Source organism: Chenggangzhangella methanolivorans (assembly GCF_019797865.1).
Lineage (GTDB): Bacteria > Pseudomonadota > Alphaproteobacteria > Rhizobiales > Methylopilaceae > Methylopila > Methylopila methanolivorans.
The window spans coordinates 4426715-4441638 of record NZ_CP081869.1; the positions used below are offsets into that span (position 1 = coordinate 4426715).

A 14924-nucleotide genomic window follows, 5' to 3' on the forward strand; every position below is an offset into this window, starting at 1 on the left:
ATGCCCGAAGTGACGATGCCGTTTCACAAGGACGGCGACTTCCTCGTCGACTACGAGGACAAGAAGTTCGAGGACGTCAAAGCCGCTCCCGGCGAAAAGGCGCTCGTCACCTTCCACACGGTGGCGTTCGAGGGCTCGATCGGCCTCGTGAACCTTCTCCAGGCCTCGCGGCTGATGTCGAAGGGCTTCGAGACCTCCGTCCTGCTCTATGGTCCGGGCGTGACGCTCGCGGTTCAGCGCGGCTTTCCGACGCTCGGCGCCGAGGCGTTTCCGGGCCATCTCAACTTCAACAACCGCATCAAGAAGATCATCGCCGACGGCGGCAAGGTCTACGCCTGCCGCTTTGCGCTGCAGGCGCTTTACGGCCACGGCGAGCCGTCGCTGATCGAGGGCGTGATCCCGATCAGCCCGCTCGACGTGCTCGACCTGATCCTGCTCCACCGCAAGGACAACGCCTTCATCCTCAACACCTGGACGCTGTGAGCTGAGCGGGCGCGGAGGACGCGCGTCATCCCGGACGGCGGCGCAGGCCGACGATCCGGGATCGTCCTCGAAAAAGAGGCGATGGCGCCAGACGCGGAGAGCGATCTCGGCTCTCCGCTTCGACGGGGCCGGGATGACGTGAGAGAACGGAGGCCGGCATGGCCGAAAAGCGCATCGTGAAGGCGGCCGCGGTCCAGATCTCGCCGGATCTCGACAGCGGCGAGGGGACGCTCGCCCGCGCTCTCAACGCGCTCGGCGAGGCGGCCGACAAGGGCGCGGAGTTCGTCGTCTTCCCCGAGACGTTTCTGCCCTGGTACCCGTACTTCTCGTTCACCCGCCCGCCGGTCGCGATCGGCGGCGAGCATCTGCGGCTTTACGAGCATGCTGTGACCGTTCCGGGCCCGGTGGTCGACGCGATCTCGGCGACCGCGCGGCGACGCGGCGTCGTGGTGGTGCTCGGCGTCAACGAGCGCGACCACGGCTCGCTCTACAACGCGCAGCTCATCTTCGACGCCGACGGTTCGCTGAAGCTCAAGCGCCGTAAGATCACGCCGACCTATCATGAGCGCATGATCTGGGGGCAGGGCGACGGCGCCGGCCTCAAGGTCGTCGACACCAAGGTCGGCCGCGTCGGCGCGCTCGCCTGCTGGGAGCACTACAACCCGCTCGCCCGCTTCGCCCTGATGGCGCAGCACGAGGAGATCCACGCGGCCCAGTTCCCGGATCGATGGTGGGGCAGATCTTCTCCGACCAGATCGAGGCGGCGATCCGCCACCACGCGGCCGAGAGCGCCTGTTTCGTGGTCAACGCCACGGGCTGGCTCACCGACGAGCAGCGCGCCGCGATCGAGCCCAACGAAGCGATGCGCAAGGCGCTCACCGGCGGCTGCATGACCGCGATCGTGTCGCCCGAGGGCGCGCATCTCGCAAAGCCGCTGACCGAAGGCGAGGGGATCCTCCTCGCCGATCTCGACATGGCGCTCTGCCTCAAGCGCAAGCGCATGATGGACTCGATCGGCCACTACGCCCCCCGAGCTCCTCAACCTCGTTCATGACGACCGGCCGCAGTCCGTTCTGCGCTCGGCCTTTTCCCCCGCTGAGAGCTACGGGAGCGCGCCCCGATGAAACCGATGGCGAAGCCAACGGCCTCGATGCCGACCGAGCGCCTGATCGCCGAGTTGCAGTCCTTCGGGGTCAGGCTCGAGGCGCCTAGGGAGGGCGCCGACAGCCGCCGCGGCGGCGCAGGCCCCTCCGACCACAAGGCCGTGACCGTCGACGGCGTGACCTTCATGGCGCCGGTGCACACCGCGCCGGCCTTCGACAGCCCTTACGTCATCGAGCGTCCGGACGCCTTCGGCCGCTCGCGGGTGACGCGCGAGGGCGAATTCGTGGGCGACGTCTCGTTCCCGGCGCGCCGAAGTTTACGACCTCACGACCGCGGACGGCGTGCCCTACAGCCACATCGCCACGCTTCACGGCCGCGACGTGCTGGCGACCACGGTGCTGCAGACCTGCATCCGCTACCAGTCGCGCACGAAGACCTGCCAGTTCTGCGCCATCGGCCAGTCGCTCGCGGCCGGCCGCACCATCGCGCACAAGACGCCGGCGCAACTCGCCGAGGTGGCGGAAGCCGCGGTGCGGCTCGACGGCGTCCGCCACATGGTGATGACGACCGGCACGCCGAAGGGCCTCGACCGCGGCGCGGCGGTGCTGACGGAGAGCGCGGCAGGCGTGAAGGCGCGCGTGAACCTGCCGATCCAGGTCCAGTGCGAGCCGCCGGAGGACGACGCCTGGTACGGCCGCATGCGTGAGGCCGGCGCGGACGCCCTCGGCATGCATCTCGAGGCGGTGACCGAGGAGGTCCGCCACCGCGTGATGCCGGGCAAGGCGAGCGTCTCGGTCGAGCGCTATTTCCAGGCCTTCGCCGCCGCCGTCCCGGTGTTCGGGCGGGGCCAGGTCTCGACCTATATTCTCGCCGGCCTCGGCGACAGCCGCGAGGACGTGCTCGGCGTCTGCGAACGGCTCGTGGGGCTCGGCGTCTACCCCTTCGTCGTGCCCTTCACGCCGATCTCCGGCACGCCGCTCGAGAGCCACCCGACGCCCCCGGCCGCCTTCATGGCCTCGATCCTCGCGCCGCTGTCGCGGATGCTGGTCGAGGCCGGACTGAAGTCGGCGGACGTGAAGGCCGGCTGCGCCAAATGCGGCGCCTGCTCGGCGCTTTCGGCCTTCGAGCGGAGGGCCTGCGCATGATCTTCGAGCCCTTCGCGCCGTTCGTCTCGAGCGAGTTCCAGCTCAAATACGTGACCGAAGCCTGGGAGCGGCGCGAGGCGGCGGCGCTGCGCCGGGAGGTGTTCTGCCGCGAGCAGAAGATCTTCGAGACCGACGACCGCGACGCGATCGACGAGGCCGCCACCACGATCGTCGGCCTGTCCTCTCACACGCTCGCCTTCGAGGCTGTGGTCGGCACGGTGCGCATCCACGAGGAGACGCCGGGCCTCTGGTGGGGCTCGCGGCTTGCGGTGGCCAAACCCTACCGGCGCATCGGGGCGCTCGGGCCTGGCCTCATCCGGCTCGCGGTGTCGTCGGCGCATGCGCGCGGCTGCACGACGTTTCTGGCCCATGTCCAGGCCGCGAACGCCATGCTGTTCCAGCGCCTGCACTGGGACGTGGTCGAACCCATCGACCTTCACGGGCGCCCGCACTTCCTGATGCGCGCCGATCTCGCGCATTACCCCGCCTTCGCGACGCCCGAGACGGGCTTCCGGGCGTTCCGTCGGGCGGAGGCCGCCTGATGCTCTCCGCATCCGCCTTCGCCGGGATCGCCGAGGGGCTTCGGGCCTCGCAGGGGCTGAAGTCCAAGGCCGACATCGCGCTCGCGGCCCGCCGCCTCGGCGTCTCGGGCGCCGACGCCGTTCAGGTCGGCGACGATTGCGCCGCGATCCCGAGCGGCGACGGCTGGCTGCTGTTTGCGGTCGAGGGCTTCATGAACCGCTTCGTGGCCGAGGACCCGTGGTTCGCCGGCTGGTGCGGCGTGATGGTGAACTGCTCCGACGTCGCCGCCATGGGCGGGCGGCCGATCGCGGTCGTGGACGCGGTCTGGGCGCAAGGGGAGGCGGGCGCCGCGCCCGTGCTCGACGGGCTGCGGGAGGCGTCGGACCGCTTCGGCGTGCCGGTGGTCGGCGGCCACACCAATCTGGACTGCGACCGCGGCCAGCTCTCGGTCGCGATCCTTGGCCGCGCCAACCGCCTGCTCTCCAGCTTCGACGCGGCGCCCGGCGATCGGCTCGTCGCGGCGATCGACCTGCGCGGCCGCTACCGCGCGCCCTTCCTCAACTGGGAGGCGGCGATCGACGCGCCGGCGGAGAGGCTGCGCGGCGATCTCGAGATCCTGCCCCAGATCGCCGAGGCGGGGCTCTCGCGCGCCGCCAAGGACATCAGCCAGGGCGGGGTCGTGGGCACCGCCGCGATGCTGGCCGAGGCGTCTGGCGTTTCGATCGAGATCGACCTCGACGAGATCCCGCGGCCCGACGGCGTCGCGCTCGACCGCTGGCTCCAGAGCTTTCCGAGCTTCGGCTATCTCCTCGCGGTCGCGCCACAGGACGTCGGCGCCGTCACGGCCCGCTTCGCGCGGCGCGGGATCGCGGCCGCCGACATCGGCGCGATCGAGGCGGGCTCGCTCGTCTCGGTGCGCTCGGGAGCCTCGCGCGAGACGATCTGGGATTTCGCGGCGCGCCCGCTGATCGGCTGCCGCGAGAGGGTGGCGGTATGACGTCCCGGGCGTCGGGGCCCTCGCGATGACGCGGACGGGGAGCCTGCGCATCGCGATCTGCTGCCACTCGGTCAATCCGCGCGGCGGGGTGGCGCATGCTCTCGCGCTCGCGGAGGCGCTGGCGGGCCTTGGGCATGAGCTCGTGGTCCACGCGCCGGACCCGGCCGCGATCGGCTTCTTCCGCAGCGCCTCCGTCGAGACGCAGGCCTTCGCCGCGGTCCCCGCGCCGGAGGGCGGAACGAGCGCGTTGGTCGAGGCGCGCATCGGCGACTATGCGGCCCATTTCGACGCCGCCCGCATCGCGCGCTTCGACATCTTCCATGCGCAGGACGGCCTTTCGGGCAACGCGCTGGCGAGCCTCAAAGAAGCCGGCGCGATCCGCCGCTTCGCGCGCACCGTCCATCACGTCGACGCCTTTCGCGATCCGCGCCTCATCGCCTGGCAGCGCCGCGCCATCATGCGGGCGGACGCGCATTTCGCGGTGAGCCGGCTGTGGCGACGCGAGCTGCTGGCGCGCGAGGGCGTCGAGGCCACTGTGGTGGGCAACGGCGTCGATCTCGCGCGCTACTCGCCCGAGCCGAGCGGCGGCGAGCGGGCGCTCGCCACCCGGCTCGGTCTGGGCGGCGGGCCCGTGATCCTTGCGGTCGGCGGCGTGGAGGAGCGCAAGAACACGGTGCGGCTGCTCGCCGCCTTCGTGCAGCTGCGCCGGCTGGTCCCGGGCGCCCAGCTCGTCGTCGCGGGCGGCGCGTCGTTGCTCGACCACGGGGCCTATCGGGCGAGGTTCCGCGAGACCCTCGCCGAGAGCCGCCTGCCGTCGGACGCGGTCGTGGTCGCCGGGCCGCTGCCGGACGCCGACATGCCGGCGCTCTATCGTCTCGCCGACGTGCTCGCCTTCCCGTCGGTCAGCGAAGGCTTCGGCCTCGTCGCGCTCGAGGCGATGGCGAGCGGGACGCCCGTGGTCGTTTCGTCGATCGAACCCTTCACCGAATATCTGAGCGCGAGCGACGTCGCCTGGTGCGACCCGCTGAGCGAGGGGTCGATCGCCAACGCGTTGATGGCCGCGCTTGGCGGCCTGTCCGAACAGCTGTCCCGCAAGGGACTGGAAGCCGCCGCCCGCCATGGCTGGGAGCGCGTGGCCAAGGCTCATCTGCCGGTCTACGCGCGTCTTGCGGAGCACGCCTATGCCTGAGATGCGCTTCCACATCCGCTGGCCGGACGGGGCCGAGGAGCGCTGCTATTCGCCCTCGCTCGTCGTGAAGGAGCATCTCGTGGTCGGCGAAAGCTATCCGGTCGCCGACTTCGCCGCGCGGAGCCGCACGGCGCTCAACATCGCGAGCGAGCGGGTGCGGGCGATCTACGGGCGGCCCTGCGGCCTCGCGCTGGCCCAGCGCGACCGCATCGAGACGACCGCCGAGCGGTTCTACGCCGACGCCGGAGCGCGGGTCGCCGTGCTCGGCTTCGAAGATTGACGCGAAAGGACGGACCCATGAGCGCGCCCATGAACGGATCCATGACGAGCGTTCCGCATGTCCCGGTCGTCGTCGTCGGCGGCGGGCAGGCCGGGCTTTCGACCAGCTACTGGCTGAAGAGCCGCGGGATCGAGCATCTGGTGTTCGAGCGGCGCACCGCGGCCCATGTCTGGGAGACGACCCGCTGGGACACGTTCTGCCTCGTCACTCCCAACTGGCAGTGCCGGCTTCCCGGCCACCCCTATGACGGGCCCGATCCCGACGGCTTCATGAAGAAGGACGAGATCGTCGCCTATGTGAAGGGCTTCGTCGCCAAGGTCGCGCCGCCGATCCGCGAGGGCGTCTCGGTCGAGCGCGCGTTCCGCCGCGGCGACGGCGTCTTCGAGGTCAAGACCTCCGAGGGCGACGTCACCTGCGACGAGATCGTGGTCGCGACCGGCGGCTACAGCGACCCGATCATCCCGCGCATGGCCGAACGCCTGCCGGAGATGATCGTGCAGATGCACTCCGAACAGTATCGGCGGCCCGAGGCGCTGCCCGAGGGGGCGGTGCTGGTCGTCGGCTCCGGGCAGTCGGGCGCGCAGATCGCCGAAGACCTGCATCTCGCCGGACGCAAGGTGCATCTCGCCGTCGGCCCCGCGCCGCGCTGCGCGAGGTTCTATCGCGGCCGCGACGTCGTCACCTGGCTCGCCGACATGGGCTATTACGAGATGACCGTCGACAGCCACCCGCTTCGCGAGGGCGTGCGCGACAACACCAACCACTACGTCACCGGCCGCGACGGCGGGCGCGACATCGACCTCCGCCGCTTCGCGCGCGAGGGCATGGAGCTCTACGGCGTGCTCGACGACTTCCGCGACGGCGAGCTGCGCTTCCGCCCCAACCTCGCCGAGAGCCTCGACTTCGCCGACCGCACCTACAACGGCATCAACGCCGCGATCGATAAGCACATCGCGCAGGCCGGCGTCGAGGCGCCGCCGCCGAGCGTCTACGAGCCGGTCTGGCGGCCGGACGCCGAACGGACCGCGCTGCCGCTCGACGGCTCCGGAATTTCGGCGATCGTCTGGTGCATCGGCTTCACGCCGAACTTCCGCTGGCTCGACGCGCCGGTGTTCAACGGCGCGGGCCGCCCGGCGCATCGGCGCGGGATCACGGAGTGCCGCGGCGTCTCCTTCATCGGCCTGCCCTGGCTCAACACTTGGGGCTCTGGCCGCTTCGGCGCCGTCGGCGACGACGCCGAGCACGTGGTCTCGACGATCGCGGCCCGGCTGGAGGGCGCCGCGCCGGCCATCCAGGCGGCCGAATGATCGGCCGCCGGTCGGAGCGCCGTCAGGCGGCGCTCGCGACCGAATCCTCCGGGTCCTCGCCGAAGGCGGCGTTGATCTGCGCGGCCTTGGTCGCGAAGGCGTGCGCGTCCTCTCGGCGCTCGAACACGTGCGGCGCGAGGCCTCGCTTCTTCAGCGCCTCCTGCATCTTCAGGCGCAGGAACCCGTTGGTCGCGTAGCGCGTGGTTGTCGCGTAATAGTGCTCCATCAAGTACTCGATCATCTCGGCGTAGTCGTCATAGAGCGCTTCCGAGATCTTGAACCCGTCGTGGTTCACCACCGAGTTCACGCGCTTGCCCGCCTCCTTGCAGCCCTCGATGATCGCTTCGCGCAGGTCGTCGATGTCAGCCTTCGTGCGGACCACGAAGCCTTCGAGGTTGAGGAACAGGATGTTGCGCGGCGCGTCGTAGCTCACGCGCTCGCAGAGATTGAGGTTCAGGAGGTCCTTGACCAGCTCCATCGGCTCGTCGCGGAAGATGCGGGTGTCCATGAGGACCGGCTGCTTGATGATCGGCCGGAACTCCATGTGGGGCAGGATGTCCCGCTCGATGTCGACGCCCGGCGCGACCTCGATGAGCTCGAGGCCTTCCTTGGTGAGCTGGAACACGCAGCGCTCGGTGACGTAGATCACCGGCTGCGCGCGCTCCTGCGCGAAGGGCCCCGAGAAGGTGTTCTGTTCGACCTGCCGGATGAACTTCTTCGACCTGCCTTCCTGGACGATCTTCAGCTCGCCCTTCTCGACCTTCACGTCGAGGCCGCCGACCGTGAAGGTGCCGGCGAAGACGACCGAGCGGGCGTTCTGGCTGATGTTGATGAAGCCGCCGCAGCCGTTCAGCTTGCCGCCGAACGCGGAGGTGTTGACGTTGCCGGCCTCGTCGCACTCGGCCATGCCGAGGCAGGTCATGTCGAGGCCGCCGCCGTCGTAGAAGTCGAACATCTGGTTCTGGTCGATGATGCAATCGGCGTTAGTGGCCGCGCCGAAGCTCGAGCCCGACGCCAGCACGCCGCCGACTGCGCCGGCCTCGGTGGTCAGCGTGATGTAGGGCGTGACCTTCTCTTCGTTGGCGACCGAGGAAATGCCCTCCGGCGCGCCGACGCCGAGGTTCACGACGCCGTTCGGCGGCAGCTCGAAGGCGGCGCGGCGCGCGATGATCTTCCGCGCGTCGAGCTTCATGCGGGCGATGCCGGTCACCGGCACGCGGATCTGGCCGGCGAGCGCGGCGGAATACTGCACGCCGTAGTTCATGCGGTGGTGCTCGCTGTCGGCCACCACCACGCAGTCGACCAGGATGCCGGGGACGCGCACGTCCTTGGGCAGCAGGAAGCCGTCGTCGACGATGCGCTCGACCTGCGCGATCACGACGCCGCCATTGTTTCGCGCGGCCATCGCCTGGGCGAGGCTGTCGAGGGTGAGCGCCTCGTTCTCCATCGAGATGTTGCCCGAGGGGTCGGCCGAGGTGCCGCGGATGAACGCGACGTCGATCTTGGTCGCCTTGTAGAACAGCCACTCCTCGCCATCGACTTCGACCACCTTCACGATGTCCTCGGAGGTGAGCTGGTTGACGCGGCCGCCGCCGTGGCGCGGATCCACATAGGTGTGGAGGCCGACCTTGGAGAACAGGCCCGGCTGCCGGCCGCGCAGGCGCGGTAGAGCTGGCTGATGACGCCCTGGGGCAGGTTGTAGCCGCGGATCCTGTCTGCTTGGCGGCCTCGGCGACCTTCGGCATGCGCCCGAAATTGGCGGCGATGACGGGCTCAGCAGCCCCTCATGGTGCAGCCGCCCGTGCCGAGGCCCTTGGAGTCGCCGGCGCCGGCGGTCATCACGAGCGTCAGGTTTCTTCGGGGAGCCGGTCTCGACGTAGCGCTTCTCGAGCGCGGCGTGCAGCCTCGGGGATGCAGCTCTGGACGAAGCCAGTGGTGGTGACGACGTCGCCGTCATTGACGAGCGCCAGCGCCTCTCGGCGGTGACCACCTTGTTCTTCTTCATGATCGCCATGACGTCCTCCCGCTGTCGCCCGTCTCGGCCCGGCGAAGGGCGGCGGTGGTCTTCAGAACAATTGAACGAGAGCCTAGGGGGCAGAAAGAGGAGCTGCAATGCAGCACTATGTCCTAGCCATAGGTAGTAGTGTGGCTCCGGCGTGCTCGCCTGCCGGATCAGCCGCCCTTCGGCGCGACGAGCGGGGCGGTCAGCGTGACCTTGAGGCCGGGGCGGTTGTCCTCGCGGATCATCTCGCCGCCGATCTGCTTGACGAGCGCGTCCATCATCCGCGAGCCGAATCCGCGACGGGTGAGGTCCGGCGCGCCGACGCCCTTGTCGGCGACGACGAGGCGGAAGCTGGCGCGATCCTCCATCACCGTCACCAGAAGCGGACCGGCTTCGCCGCCATAGGCGTATTTGGTGGCGTTGATCATGAGTTCGGTGAGCACGAGGCCGAGGCTGATGGCGCGGTCGGTCGCCAGCAGGATGGGCGCGAGATCGAGGGTGAGCTTGTCGCGCCAGTTTTCGCCGAGCGACGACACGACGTCGGCCACGAGCTCGTCGACGTAGCGCGAGACGTCGACGGTCTCGACCTGGTCGGAGCGGTAGAGCCGGCGATGCACCAGCGCGACGGCGGTCAGGCGGCGGCGGGCCTCCTCGAGCGCGGGCGCGAGCCCGGGCTGGTTGGACGAGCGCCCCTGCAAGGCGAGGAAGCTCGAGACCAGCTGAAGGCTGTTCTGGACGCGGTGGTTCACCTCGCCGATCAGGAACTCCTTCTGCTGGATGAGAAGGTCCTTCTCCTCGATGGGCGGCGAGGCGGCGGTTGATCTCCATCAGCCCGCGGCTCTGCCAGACCTCGATGACGGCCGAACGAAGCCGGCCCGCGGCCTCGACTTCGGCCGGCGTCCAGCGCCGCGACCGCCCGCGCACGGTCTCCCGCCACACCTCGAAGGAGGAGCGGGGGGTGAGGATCGCCTGCGGATCGGACGGGTCCTCCTTGTGCGGATTGCCCGCCCATTCGACGACTTCGATCTCCTCGGCGCGGAACCACAGCACCACCCAAGGGTCGCTGACCGACAGCGTCACGGCGAGCAGCCCGGCGCCGACGCCCTCGAAGGTCGCGGCGGTGGGATAGATCTCGACCAGTCGGTCGGTCGAGAACACCTGCTCGGCGCCGCGGCTGAGCGACCATTGGGCGAGCGCCCGGATCTCGCGTTCGGCCGGGCAGCGGCCGCTCGTCAGCAGATCGCGCCCGCGCAAGATCGCGACGCCGTCGCCGCCGAGCGCCGGCGGATCTCGTCCACATGGTTCGAGATCGCCTCTTCGAGCGTGCCCTCGCGCGACAGCAGCGCGACGAGGTCGTCCTGATAGCTGCGCAGCCTCACGCGCTCGCGGAAGGCGTCGGTGTCGTCCTTGACGCGGATCTGGCGGCCGAACGCTCCGGCGACGGCGCGGGCCGCCGCGCGCTGGTCGAAGCCGATCGGCTTCGGCGTCGAGTTGTGGCAGGCCGCGAGCCCCCACAGCACGCCGTCCTTGACGATCGAGACCGAGGCGGACGCGCCGACGCCCATGTTCTTCAGATACTGCACATGGATGGGCGAGACGCTGCGCAGCGCCGCGTCCGAAATGTCGACCTCCGGAGCGGCCCGTCGGCGAAGCGCAGCGGCGCAGGCGCGTAGCCGACGTCGGGAATGACGCGGACGAGATTGCGCAGGTAGAGGGCGCGGGCCTGCTTGGGGATGTCGGTCGCGGGAAAGCGGTGGTGCATGAAGGCGCGCATCGACGGATCGCGATCCTCGCCCAGCACCTGGCCGGAATCGTCGTCGAGGAAGCGATAGATCATGATCCGGTCGTAGCCGGTGATGCGCCGGAACTCCTTGGCGGCGATCGCGCAGAGCTCGTCGATGCTCGCGGCGCGTTCGAGCGCGGCGGCCGTCGCCTCGATCTCTCCGAGCAGCACGCCGCCCGGCCGCGAGCCGTGCTCTGCGGGTTCGAGCTCGACGATCACGCCGCATTCGGCGCGATGGGCGCTGGCGTCGAAGGCCTCGCCGTCGCTCGTGCGGAACTTGCCGAGATAGATCGCCGGCCGGTTCGCCGGCGCGGACTTGGCGCGGAGCGCGAAATCGGACCCGATCACGTCCTGAAGAGGCTGGCCGGACCAGTCGGACAGGCCGAGCTTGCTCTCGACGTCGCCGGCGACGCCGAGAAGCTTGAGGCTCGAAGGATCGGCGACGAGCAGCAGGCCATGGGGCTGAATGGCTCCCGGCGCATGGATCGGCTCGCGATCGCACGCGGTCAGGTCAAGAGTGTCCACGCGCAGATAATCCTAGGGAAACGATCCGAAGCCCTAGGCAGCTATGGCATGGTCAGCGCGTGATGAAAAACTGTTTTGACGTGTCCTGGCGCCGAAGTCCGGCTGTTTCCGCCCGGTCGAGATCCAACGGATTTCGACCGGGGCGCGCACTGGCCGATCAGTAGGGCAGGTCGGGCCATTTCTCGGCCGCGCCGCCGAACGCCTTGGGCATTTCGCGCGCTCGGTCTCGAACAGCTCCTGCATCAGCTTCTGGACCTTCTTCGAGCGCTTCGACGGCCGCGACTTCGCCTTGCGATTGAAATCCGGATTGAAGTTCGAGGACTCTCCGGGTCGCCGCCGAGGAACGAGATGATCTCGGCGCGCACCTCGTCGGCCGCGACGCGACGTCGTCGAGGAAGAAGTAGCGGAACCGGTCGCCGAAGGCGGCCTGCCAGCGCTTCGCGATCTCGCTCGGGAACGAGCGGGCCAGAACCTCAGGCTCGACGATGAACTTCTTGAAGGTCTTGAGCCGCTTCTCGGCGCGATGCGGCCGGCGCTTGCTGGCGTTGTGCATGCGCCACTGCGACCAGAGGCGCGAGACCGGCTCGCGCAGCATCAGGCAGATGCGCATGTGCGGAAATTCCGCCGCGAGCTTGCGGATCGTCTTCTCGTCGAGCGAGCAATAGGCCGGCGTCACGTCGCCCGTGACCTTCTCGCCCTTCATGGCGAACAGGCGGCCATAGGCGCCGATGTCGCCCTGGCGCGCGTCGTGCTCAAGCACCTTGGCGTAGAAGGCGGCCCCGCGCTCGTCGATCGGCGCGTCGCCGCGCTTGTCGCGCTTGGCCGTCACGCGTTCGGGCGACTCGGCGTAGTTCCGAGCCGCGCGGCCGATGTTGTTGTCCGGGAACCGGCGATCGAAATAGTGGATCTCCTTGTAGGGAGGCATCCAGAAGTCGTCGTGGTTCTGCAACTGGTCGTAGAGCCACTGCGTGCCGCCCTTCTGCAGGCCAACGCAGATGAAGTCGGGGCCGAGCTCGCTGCGCTTGGAGGACTTGGCGACCTTCGGCGCTTTGCCGGCCTTGTCCTTCTTGGCGGCTTTGGCGACGTCGTCCTTTTTCGCGGAGACCTTCTCTGTTTTCTTCGAAGCGGTCTTGGCCGCCGATTTCGCGGCCGCCTTCGCCGTCGCCTCGATGGCGGTCTCGGCGACAGCCGCTGCGACGGGCGTCTTGGCTCTCGGCTGCTTCGGCTTTGCGGGAACGGCGTCGATGGATCCGGATGCGGATTTGGCGGTCTTCGAGGCTCGGGTCATCGGGCGCAGGCGGTCTCCTTGTTGCGGCGCGACCATATGCGGTTCGTCTTCGACAAGGAAGCGCATGCTTTGGCGCGCCAAAAAAATACGGCCGCGCCCTAGAAAAGGCGCGGCCGATATCTGTCTGGAAGCTGTCAGAACGCGGGCGTCATCCCGCGAGCTTGAGCGCTCCGGCGGCGGGGGTGCGGATCTCGATGTCGACCTCGAGCGTGGCCAGCGTGTCCTGCCTGTCAAGCTTCACCCGGACCTTCTCCGGATCGATCGCGACATGCTTGGCGATGACGGCGAGGATCTCGTCCTGCAGCAGGGCGACGAGGTCCGTGCGGCCGAACACTGCGCGCTCATGGGCCAGGAGCAGCTGGAGGCGCTCCCGAGCCGCAGGCGCGGAGGAGCGACGCGTGAAGAACCTCAGAACGCTCATGCCGCGGCCCTCCGGCCGAAGAGGTTGCCGAAGAAACCCTTGCGGTCGCTCGGCACGGTCATCTGGATGGTCTCGCCGCGAAGACGCCGCGCGGCGTCGGCGTAGGCGCGGGCCGGCGCCGAGATCGGGTTCGCGAGCGTGACCGGCGACCCAAGGTTCGAGGCCTTCAGCACTTCCGGGCTCTCCGGGATGATGCCGAGCAGGCCGATCGAGAGGATCTCGAGGACGTCGTCGACCTTCAGCATGTCGCCGCGCTCGGCGCGCACGGGATCGTAGCGGGTGAGAAGCAGGAGCTTCTCCATCGTCTCGCCGCGCTCGGCCTTTTCGGTCTTGCTGTCCAGCAGGCCGATGATGCGGTCGCTGTCGCGCACCGAGGAGACTTCCGGGTTCGTCACGATCACCGCGAGATCGGCGTGGCGCATCGCGAAATAGGCGCCGCGCTCGATGCCGGCGGGGCTGTCGCAGATGATCCAGTCGAAGCGGCCCTTGAGCTCGTTGATCACGCGCTCGACGCCTTCGGCGGTCAGCGCGTCCTTGTCGCGCGTCTGGCTCGCCGGCAGCAGCGAGAGCGTGTCGATGCGCTTGTCGCGGATCAGCGCCTGGTTGAGGTTGGCGTCGCCCTGGACGACGTTGATGAGGTCGTAGACCACCCGACGCTCGGCGCCCATGACCAGGTCGAGGTTGCGCAGGCCGACGTCGAAGTCGACCACGCACACGCTCTGCCCGGTCTGCGCAAGCGCCGCTCCGAGGGCGGCCGTCGACGTGGTCTTGCCCACGCCCCCCTTGCCCGACGTGACGACCAGAACCTCAGCCATTTAAGTGTCTCCTTGAAAGAAGCATCGTCACGAAGTCAGTCGAGCGCCGAAACCTTCAGCGTCTCATGTTCGATGAAGGCGCGGGCGGGCTTGCCGCGCAGCGCGGGATCCAGCTCGTCGGTCGTCATGTAGACGCCGTCGATCGCGAGCAGCTCGGCGTCGAGGCGGCTGCAGAAGATGCGCGCCTTCGGGTTGCCGGCCGAGCCGGCGATCGCCCGGCCGCGCAGCGCGCCATAGACGTGGATCGAGCCGCCGGCCACGATTTCGGCTCCGGACGCCACCGACCCGCAGATCGTCACGTCGCCCTGGAACGACACCGCCTGGCCGGACCGCACCGTATGGTCGATCACGAGCGAGGTCGCGTTCGCGGCCTGCGCCTCGGGAGCGGCGATCTCGCCGGCCGCGCGGCCGCCGATCGGCATCGCGAGCTTGGCGTTGGGGCCGTCGAGGAACTTCGGGTCGCAGCCTTCGACGCCGATCAGCTTCACGCCGCGCTGTTCGAGGTCGCCGAGAAACGCCGCGAGCGTGCGGGGCGACAGCTTGAGGGCCGAGACGTCCAGAATGACGGGACGGCCGCCGAAAAAGCCCGGCGAGCGCGCGGTCAGTTCGTCGAGTTCGGCCAGCCATTCGACGACCGGCTGCTCGGGCGAGAGCACGAGCGCCATGAAGGAGCGCCCGCGGAACCGGACGGGCTTGCGCTTGGCGGGCGCCTCGGCTTCGGCCTCGGCGACTTTCGGGACGATCTGGAGGGCGGCTGGCGACACAGGCGGCGTTTCCGGGGCGACTCGGGTGGTTAAGGAAGCGTTGACCCGACAGTCGCGCCGGCGTGGTTAACGAGGCGTTAAAGGGCGGCAGATTTTGCCGGGCTCCGGCGTCCGCGCAGGCGGATTGCGACGTTTGCGCGACGCCCGCCGCGGTCGTCCTCGCAGGGGCGACGAGCGGACGATCGGCGGTTCCGGCGTCGGCTGGAGCGGCTCCCAGATCTTCGGTTGAAAGCCTTCCGGGGCTTCAGCGGATGCGTGCGCGCGCGCAACCGTAAGGAGGTAAGTGAATATTAGTCACT

Annotated in this window: 13 protein-coding genes and 4 pseudogenes; 8 read left to right on the top strand and 9 right to left on the bottom strand. The window is 69.2% G+C overall.

The features are described 5' to 3' along the window. From K6K41_RS23185 to K6K41_RS23220, 8 genes and pseudogenes are all read left to right on the top strand, one after another. The gene (locus tag K6K41_RS23185; RefSeq protein WP_261402455.1) at positions 1-483 is read left to right on the top strand and encodes an MSMEG_0572/Sll0783 family nitrogen starvation response protein; all 483 of its coding nucleotides are present in this window, start codon (positions 1-3) and stop codon (positions 481-483) included. Positions 484-641: 158 nt separating this feature from the next. Beyond that, a pseudogene (locus K6K41_RS23190) lies at positions 642-1695 on the top strand (Nit6803 family nitrilase). Continuing rightward, positions 1604-2732: pseudogene (locus K6K41_RS23195) on the top strand (MSMEG_0568 family radical SAM protein). The pseudogenes K6K41_RS23190 and K6K41_RS23195 overlap by 92 nt, the downstream one beginning before the upstream one ends. Continuing rightward, entirely contained in the window at positions 2729-3274 is a 546-nt protein-coding gene (locus K6K41_RS23200) for an MSMEG_0567/Sll0786 family nitrogen starvation N-acetyltransferase (protein WP_261402456.1), read from the top strand. The pseudogene K6K41_RS23195 and the gene K6K41_RS23200 overlap by 4 nt, the downstream one beginning before the upstream one ends. Then, entirely contained in the window at positions 3274-4251 is a 978-nt protein-coding gene (locus K6K41_RS23205) for a sll0787 family AIR synthase-like protein (protein WP_261402457.1), read from the top strand. The genes K6K41_RS23200 and K6K41_RS23205 overlap by 1 nt, the downstream gene beginning before the upstream one ends. Before the next feature lie 25 nt (positions 4252-4276). After that, positions 4277-5440 (top strand): MSMEG_0565 family glycosyltransferase, encoded by a 1164-nt coding sequence (locus tag K6K41_RS23210; RefSeq protein ID WP_261402458.1) that lies wholly within the window; start codon positions 4277-4279, stop codon positions 5438-5440. Next, positions 5433-5720: an MSMEG_0570 family nitrogen starvation response protein gene (locus K6K41_RS23215; RefSeq protein ID WP_261402459.1), complete on the top strand. Its 288-nt coding sequence runs from the start codon at positions 5433-5435 to the stop codon at positions 5718-5720. The genes K6K41_RS23210 and K6K41_RS23215 overlap by 8 nt, the downstream gene beginning before the upstream one ends. Before the next feature lie 41 nt (positions 5721-5761). Further along, on the top strand, positions 5762-7027 hold the full coding sequence (locus K6K41_RS23220) for an MSMEG_0569 family flavin-dependent oxidoreductase (protein ID WP_261405821.1): 1266 nt from the start codon (positions 5762-5764) through the stop codon (positions 7025-7027). 22 nt (positions 7028-7049) lie between these two features. Here the strand turns inward: K6K41_RS23220 and K6K41_RS23225 are convergent. The 9 genes and pseudogenes from K6K41_RS23225 to minC form a co-directional block, all read right to left on the bottom strand. Beyond that, positions 7050-9032 (bottom strand): annotated as a pseudogene (locus K6K41_RS23225) (acyl CoA:acetate/3-ketoacid CoA transferase). Between the two features lie 167 nt (positions 9033-9199). Next, complete coding sequence (locus K6K41_RS23230; protein ID WP_261405822.1) at positions 9200-9778, bottom strand: sensor histidine kinase; 579 nt, start codon at positions 9776-9778, stop codon at positions 9200-9202. A 148-nt stretch (positions 9779-9926) separates the two neighbouring features. Further along, a pseudogene (locus K6K41_RS23235) lies at positions 9927-10283 on the bottom strand (GAF domain-containing protein); the annotation flags it as partial. Beyond that, complete coding sequence (locus K6K41_RS23240; RefSeq protein WP_261405823.1) at positions 10262-10651, bottom strand: GAF domain-containing protein; 390 nt, start codon at positions 10649-10651, stop codon at positions 10262-10264. The pseudogene K6K41_RS23235 and the gene K6K41_RS23240, both read right to left, overlap by 22 nt. Beyond that, complete coding sequence (locus tag K6K41_RS23245) at positions 10600-11337, bottom strand: phytochrome family protein (protein ID WP_261402460.1); 738 nt, start codon at positions 11335-11337, stop codon at positions 10600-10602. Before K6K41_RS23245 ends, K6K41_RS23240 begins: the two co-directional genes overlap by 52 nt. A 157-nt stretch (positions 11338-11494) precedes the next feature. Beyond that, positions 11495-12625 carry a sulfotransferase gene (locus K6K41_RS23250; RefSeq protein ID WP_261402461.1) on the bottom strand — a complete coding sequence of 377 codons (1131 nt, stop codon included), beginning with the start codon at positions 12623-12625 and terminating at the stop codon, positions 11495-11497. 148 nt (positions 12626-12773) lie between these two features. Continuing rightward, positions 12774-13046, bottom strand: a complete 273-nt coding sequence (gene minE, locus K6K41_RS23255; protein WP_261402462.1) for a cell division topological specificity factor MinE — start codon at positions 13044-13046, stop codon at positions 12774-12776. Further along, on the bottom strand, positions 13043-13861 hold the full coding sequence (gene minD, locus K6K41_RS23260; protein WP_261402463.1) for a septum site-determining protein MinD: 819 nt from the start codon (positions 13859-13861) through the stop codon (positions 13043-13045). Before minD ends, minE begins: the two co-directional genes overlap by 4 nt. 35 nt (positions 13862-13896) lie before the next feature. Next, positions 13897-14625 (bottom strand): septum site-determining protein MinC, encoded by a 729-nt coding sequence (gene minC / locus K6K41_RS23265; protein WP_261402464.1) that lies wholly within the window; start codon positions 14623-14625, stop codon positions 13897-13899. Positions 14626-14924 lie beyond the last annotated feature (299 nt).

Bases quoted from the DNA above. Each gene is read 5' to 3' on its own strand.
- K6K41_RS23205 (WP_261402457.1), top strand. From the start codon at position 3,274: ATGCTCTCCGCATCCGCCTTCGCCGGGATCGCCGAGGGGCTTCGGGCC.
- K6K41_RS23210 (WP_261402458.1), top strand. From the start codon at position 4,277: ATGACGCGGACGGGGAGCCTGCGCATCGCGATCTGCTGCCACTCGGTC.
- minE (WP_261402462.1), bottom strand. From the start codon at position 13,046: ATGAGCGTTCTGAGGTTCTTCACGCGTCGCTCCTCCGCGCCTGCGGCT.
- minD (WP_261402463.1), bottom strand. From the start codon at position 13,861: ATGGCTGAGGTTCTGGTCGTCACGTCGGGCAAGGGGGGCGTGGGCAAG.
- K6K41_RS23220 (WP_261405821.1), top strand. From the start codon at position 5,762: ATGACGAGCGTTCCGCATGTCCCGGTCGTCGTCGTCGGCGGCGGGCAG.
- K6K41_RS23250 (WP_261402461.1), bottom strand. From the start codon at position 12,625: ATGACCCGAGCCTCGAAGACCGCCAAATCCGCATCCGGATCCATCGAC.
- K6K41_RS23200 (WP_261402456.1), top strand. From the start codon at position 2,729: ATGATCTTCGAGCCCTTCGCGCCGTTCGTCTCGAGCGAGTTCCAGCTC.
- K6K41_RS23215 (WP_261402459.1), top strand. From the start codon at position 5,433: ATGCCTGAGATGCGCTTCCACATCCGCTGGCCGGACGGGGCCGAGGAG.
- K6K41_RS23185 (WP_261402455.1), top strand. From the start codon at position 1: ATGCCCGAAGTGACGATGCCGTTTCACAAGGACGGCGACTTCCTCGTC.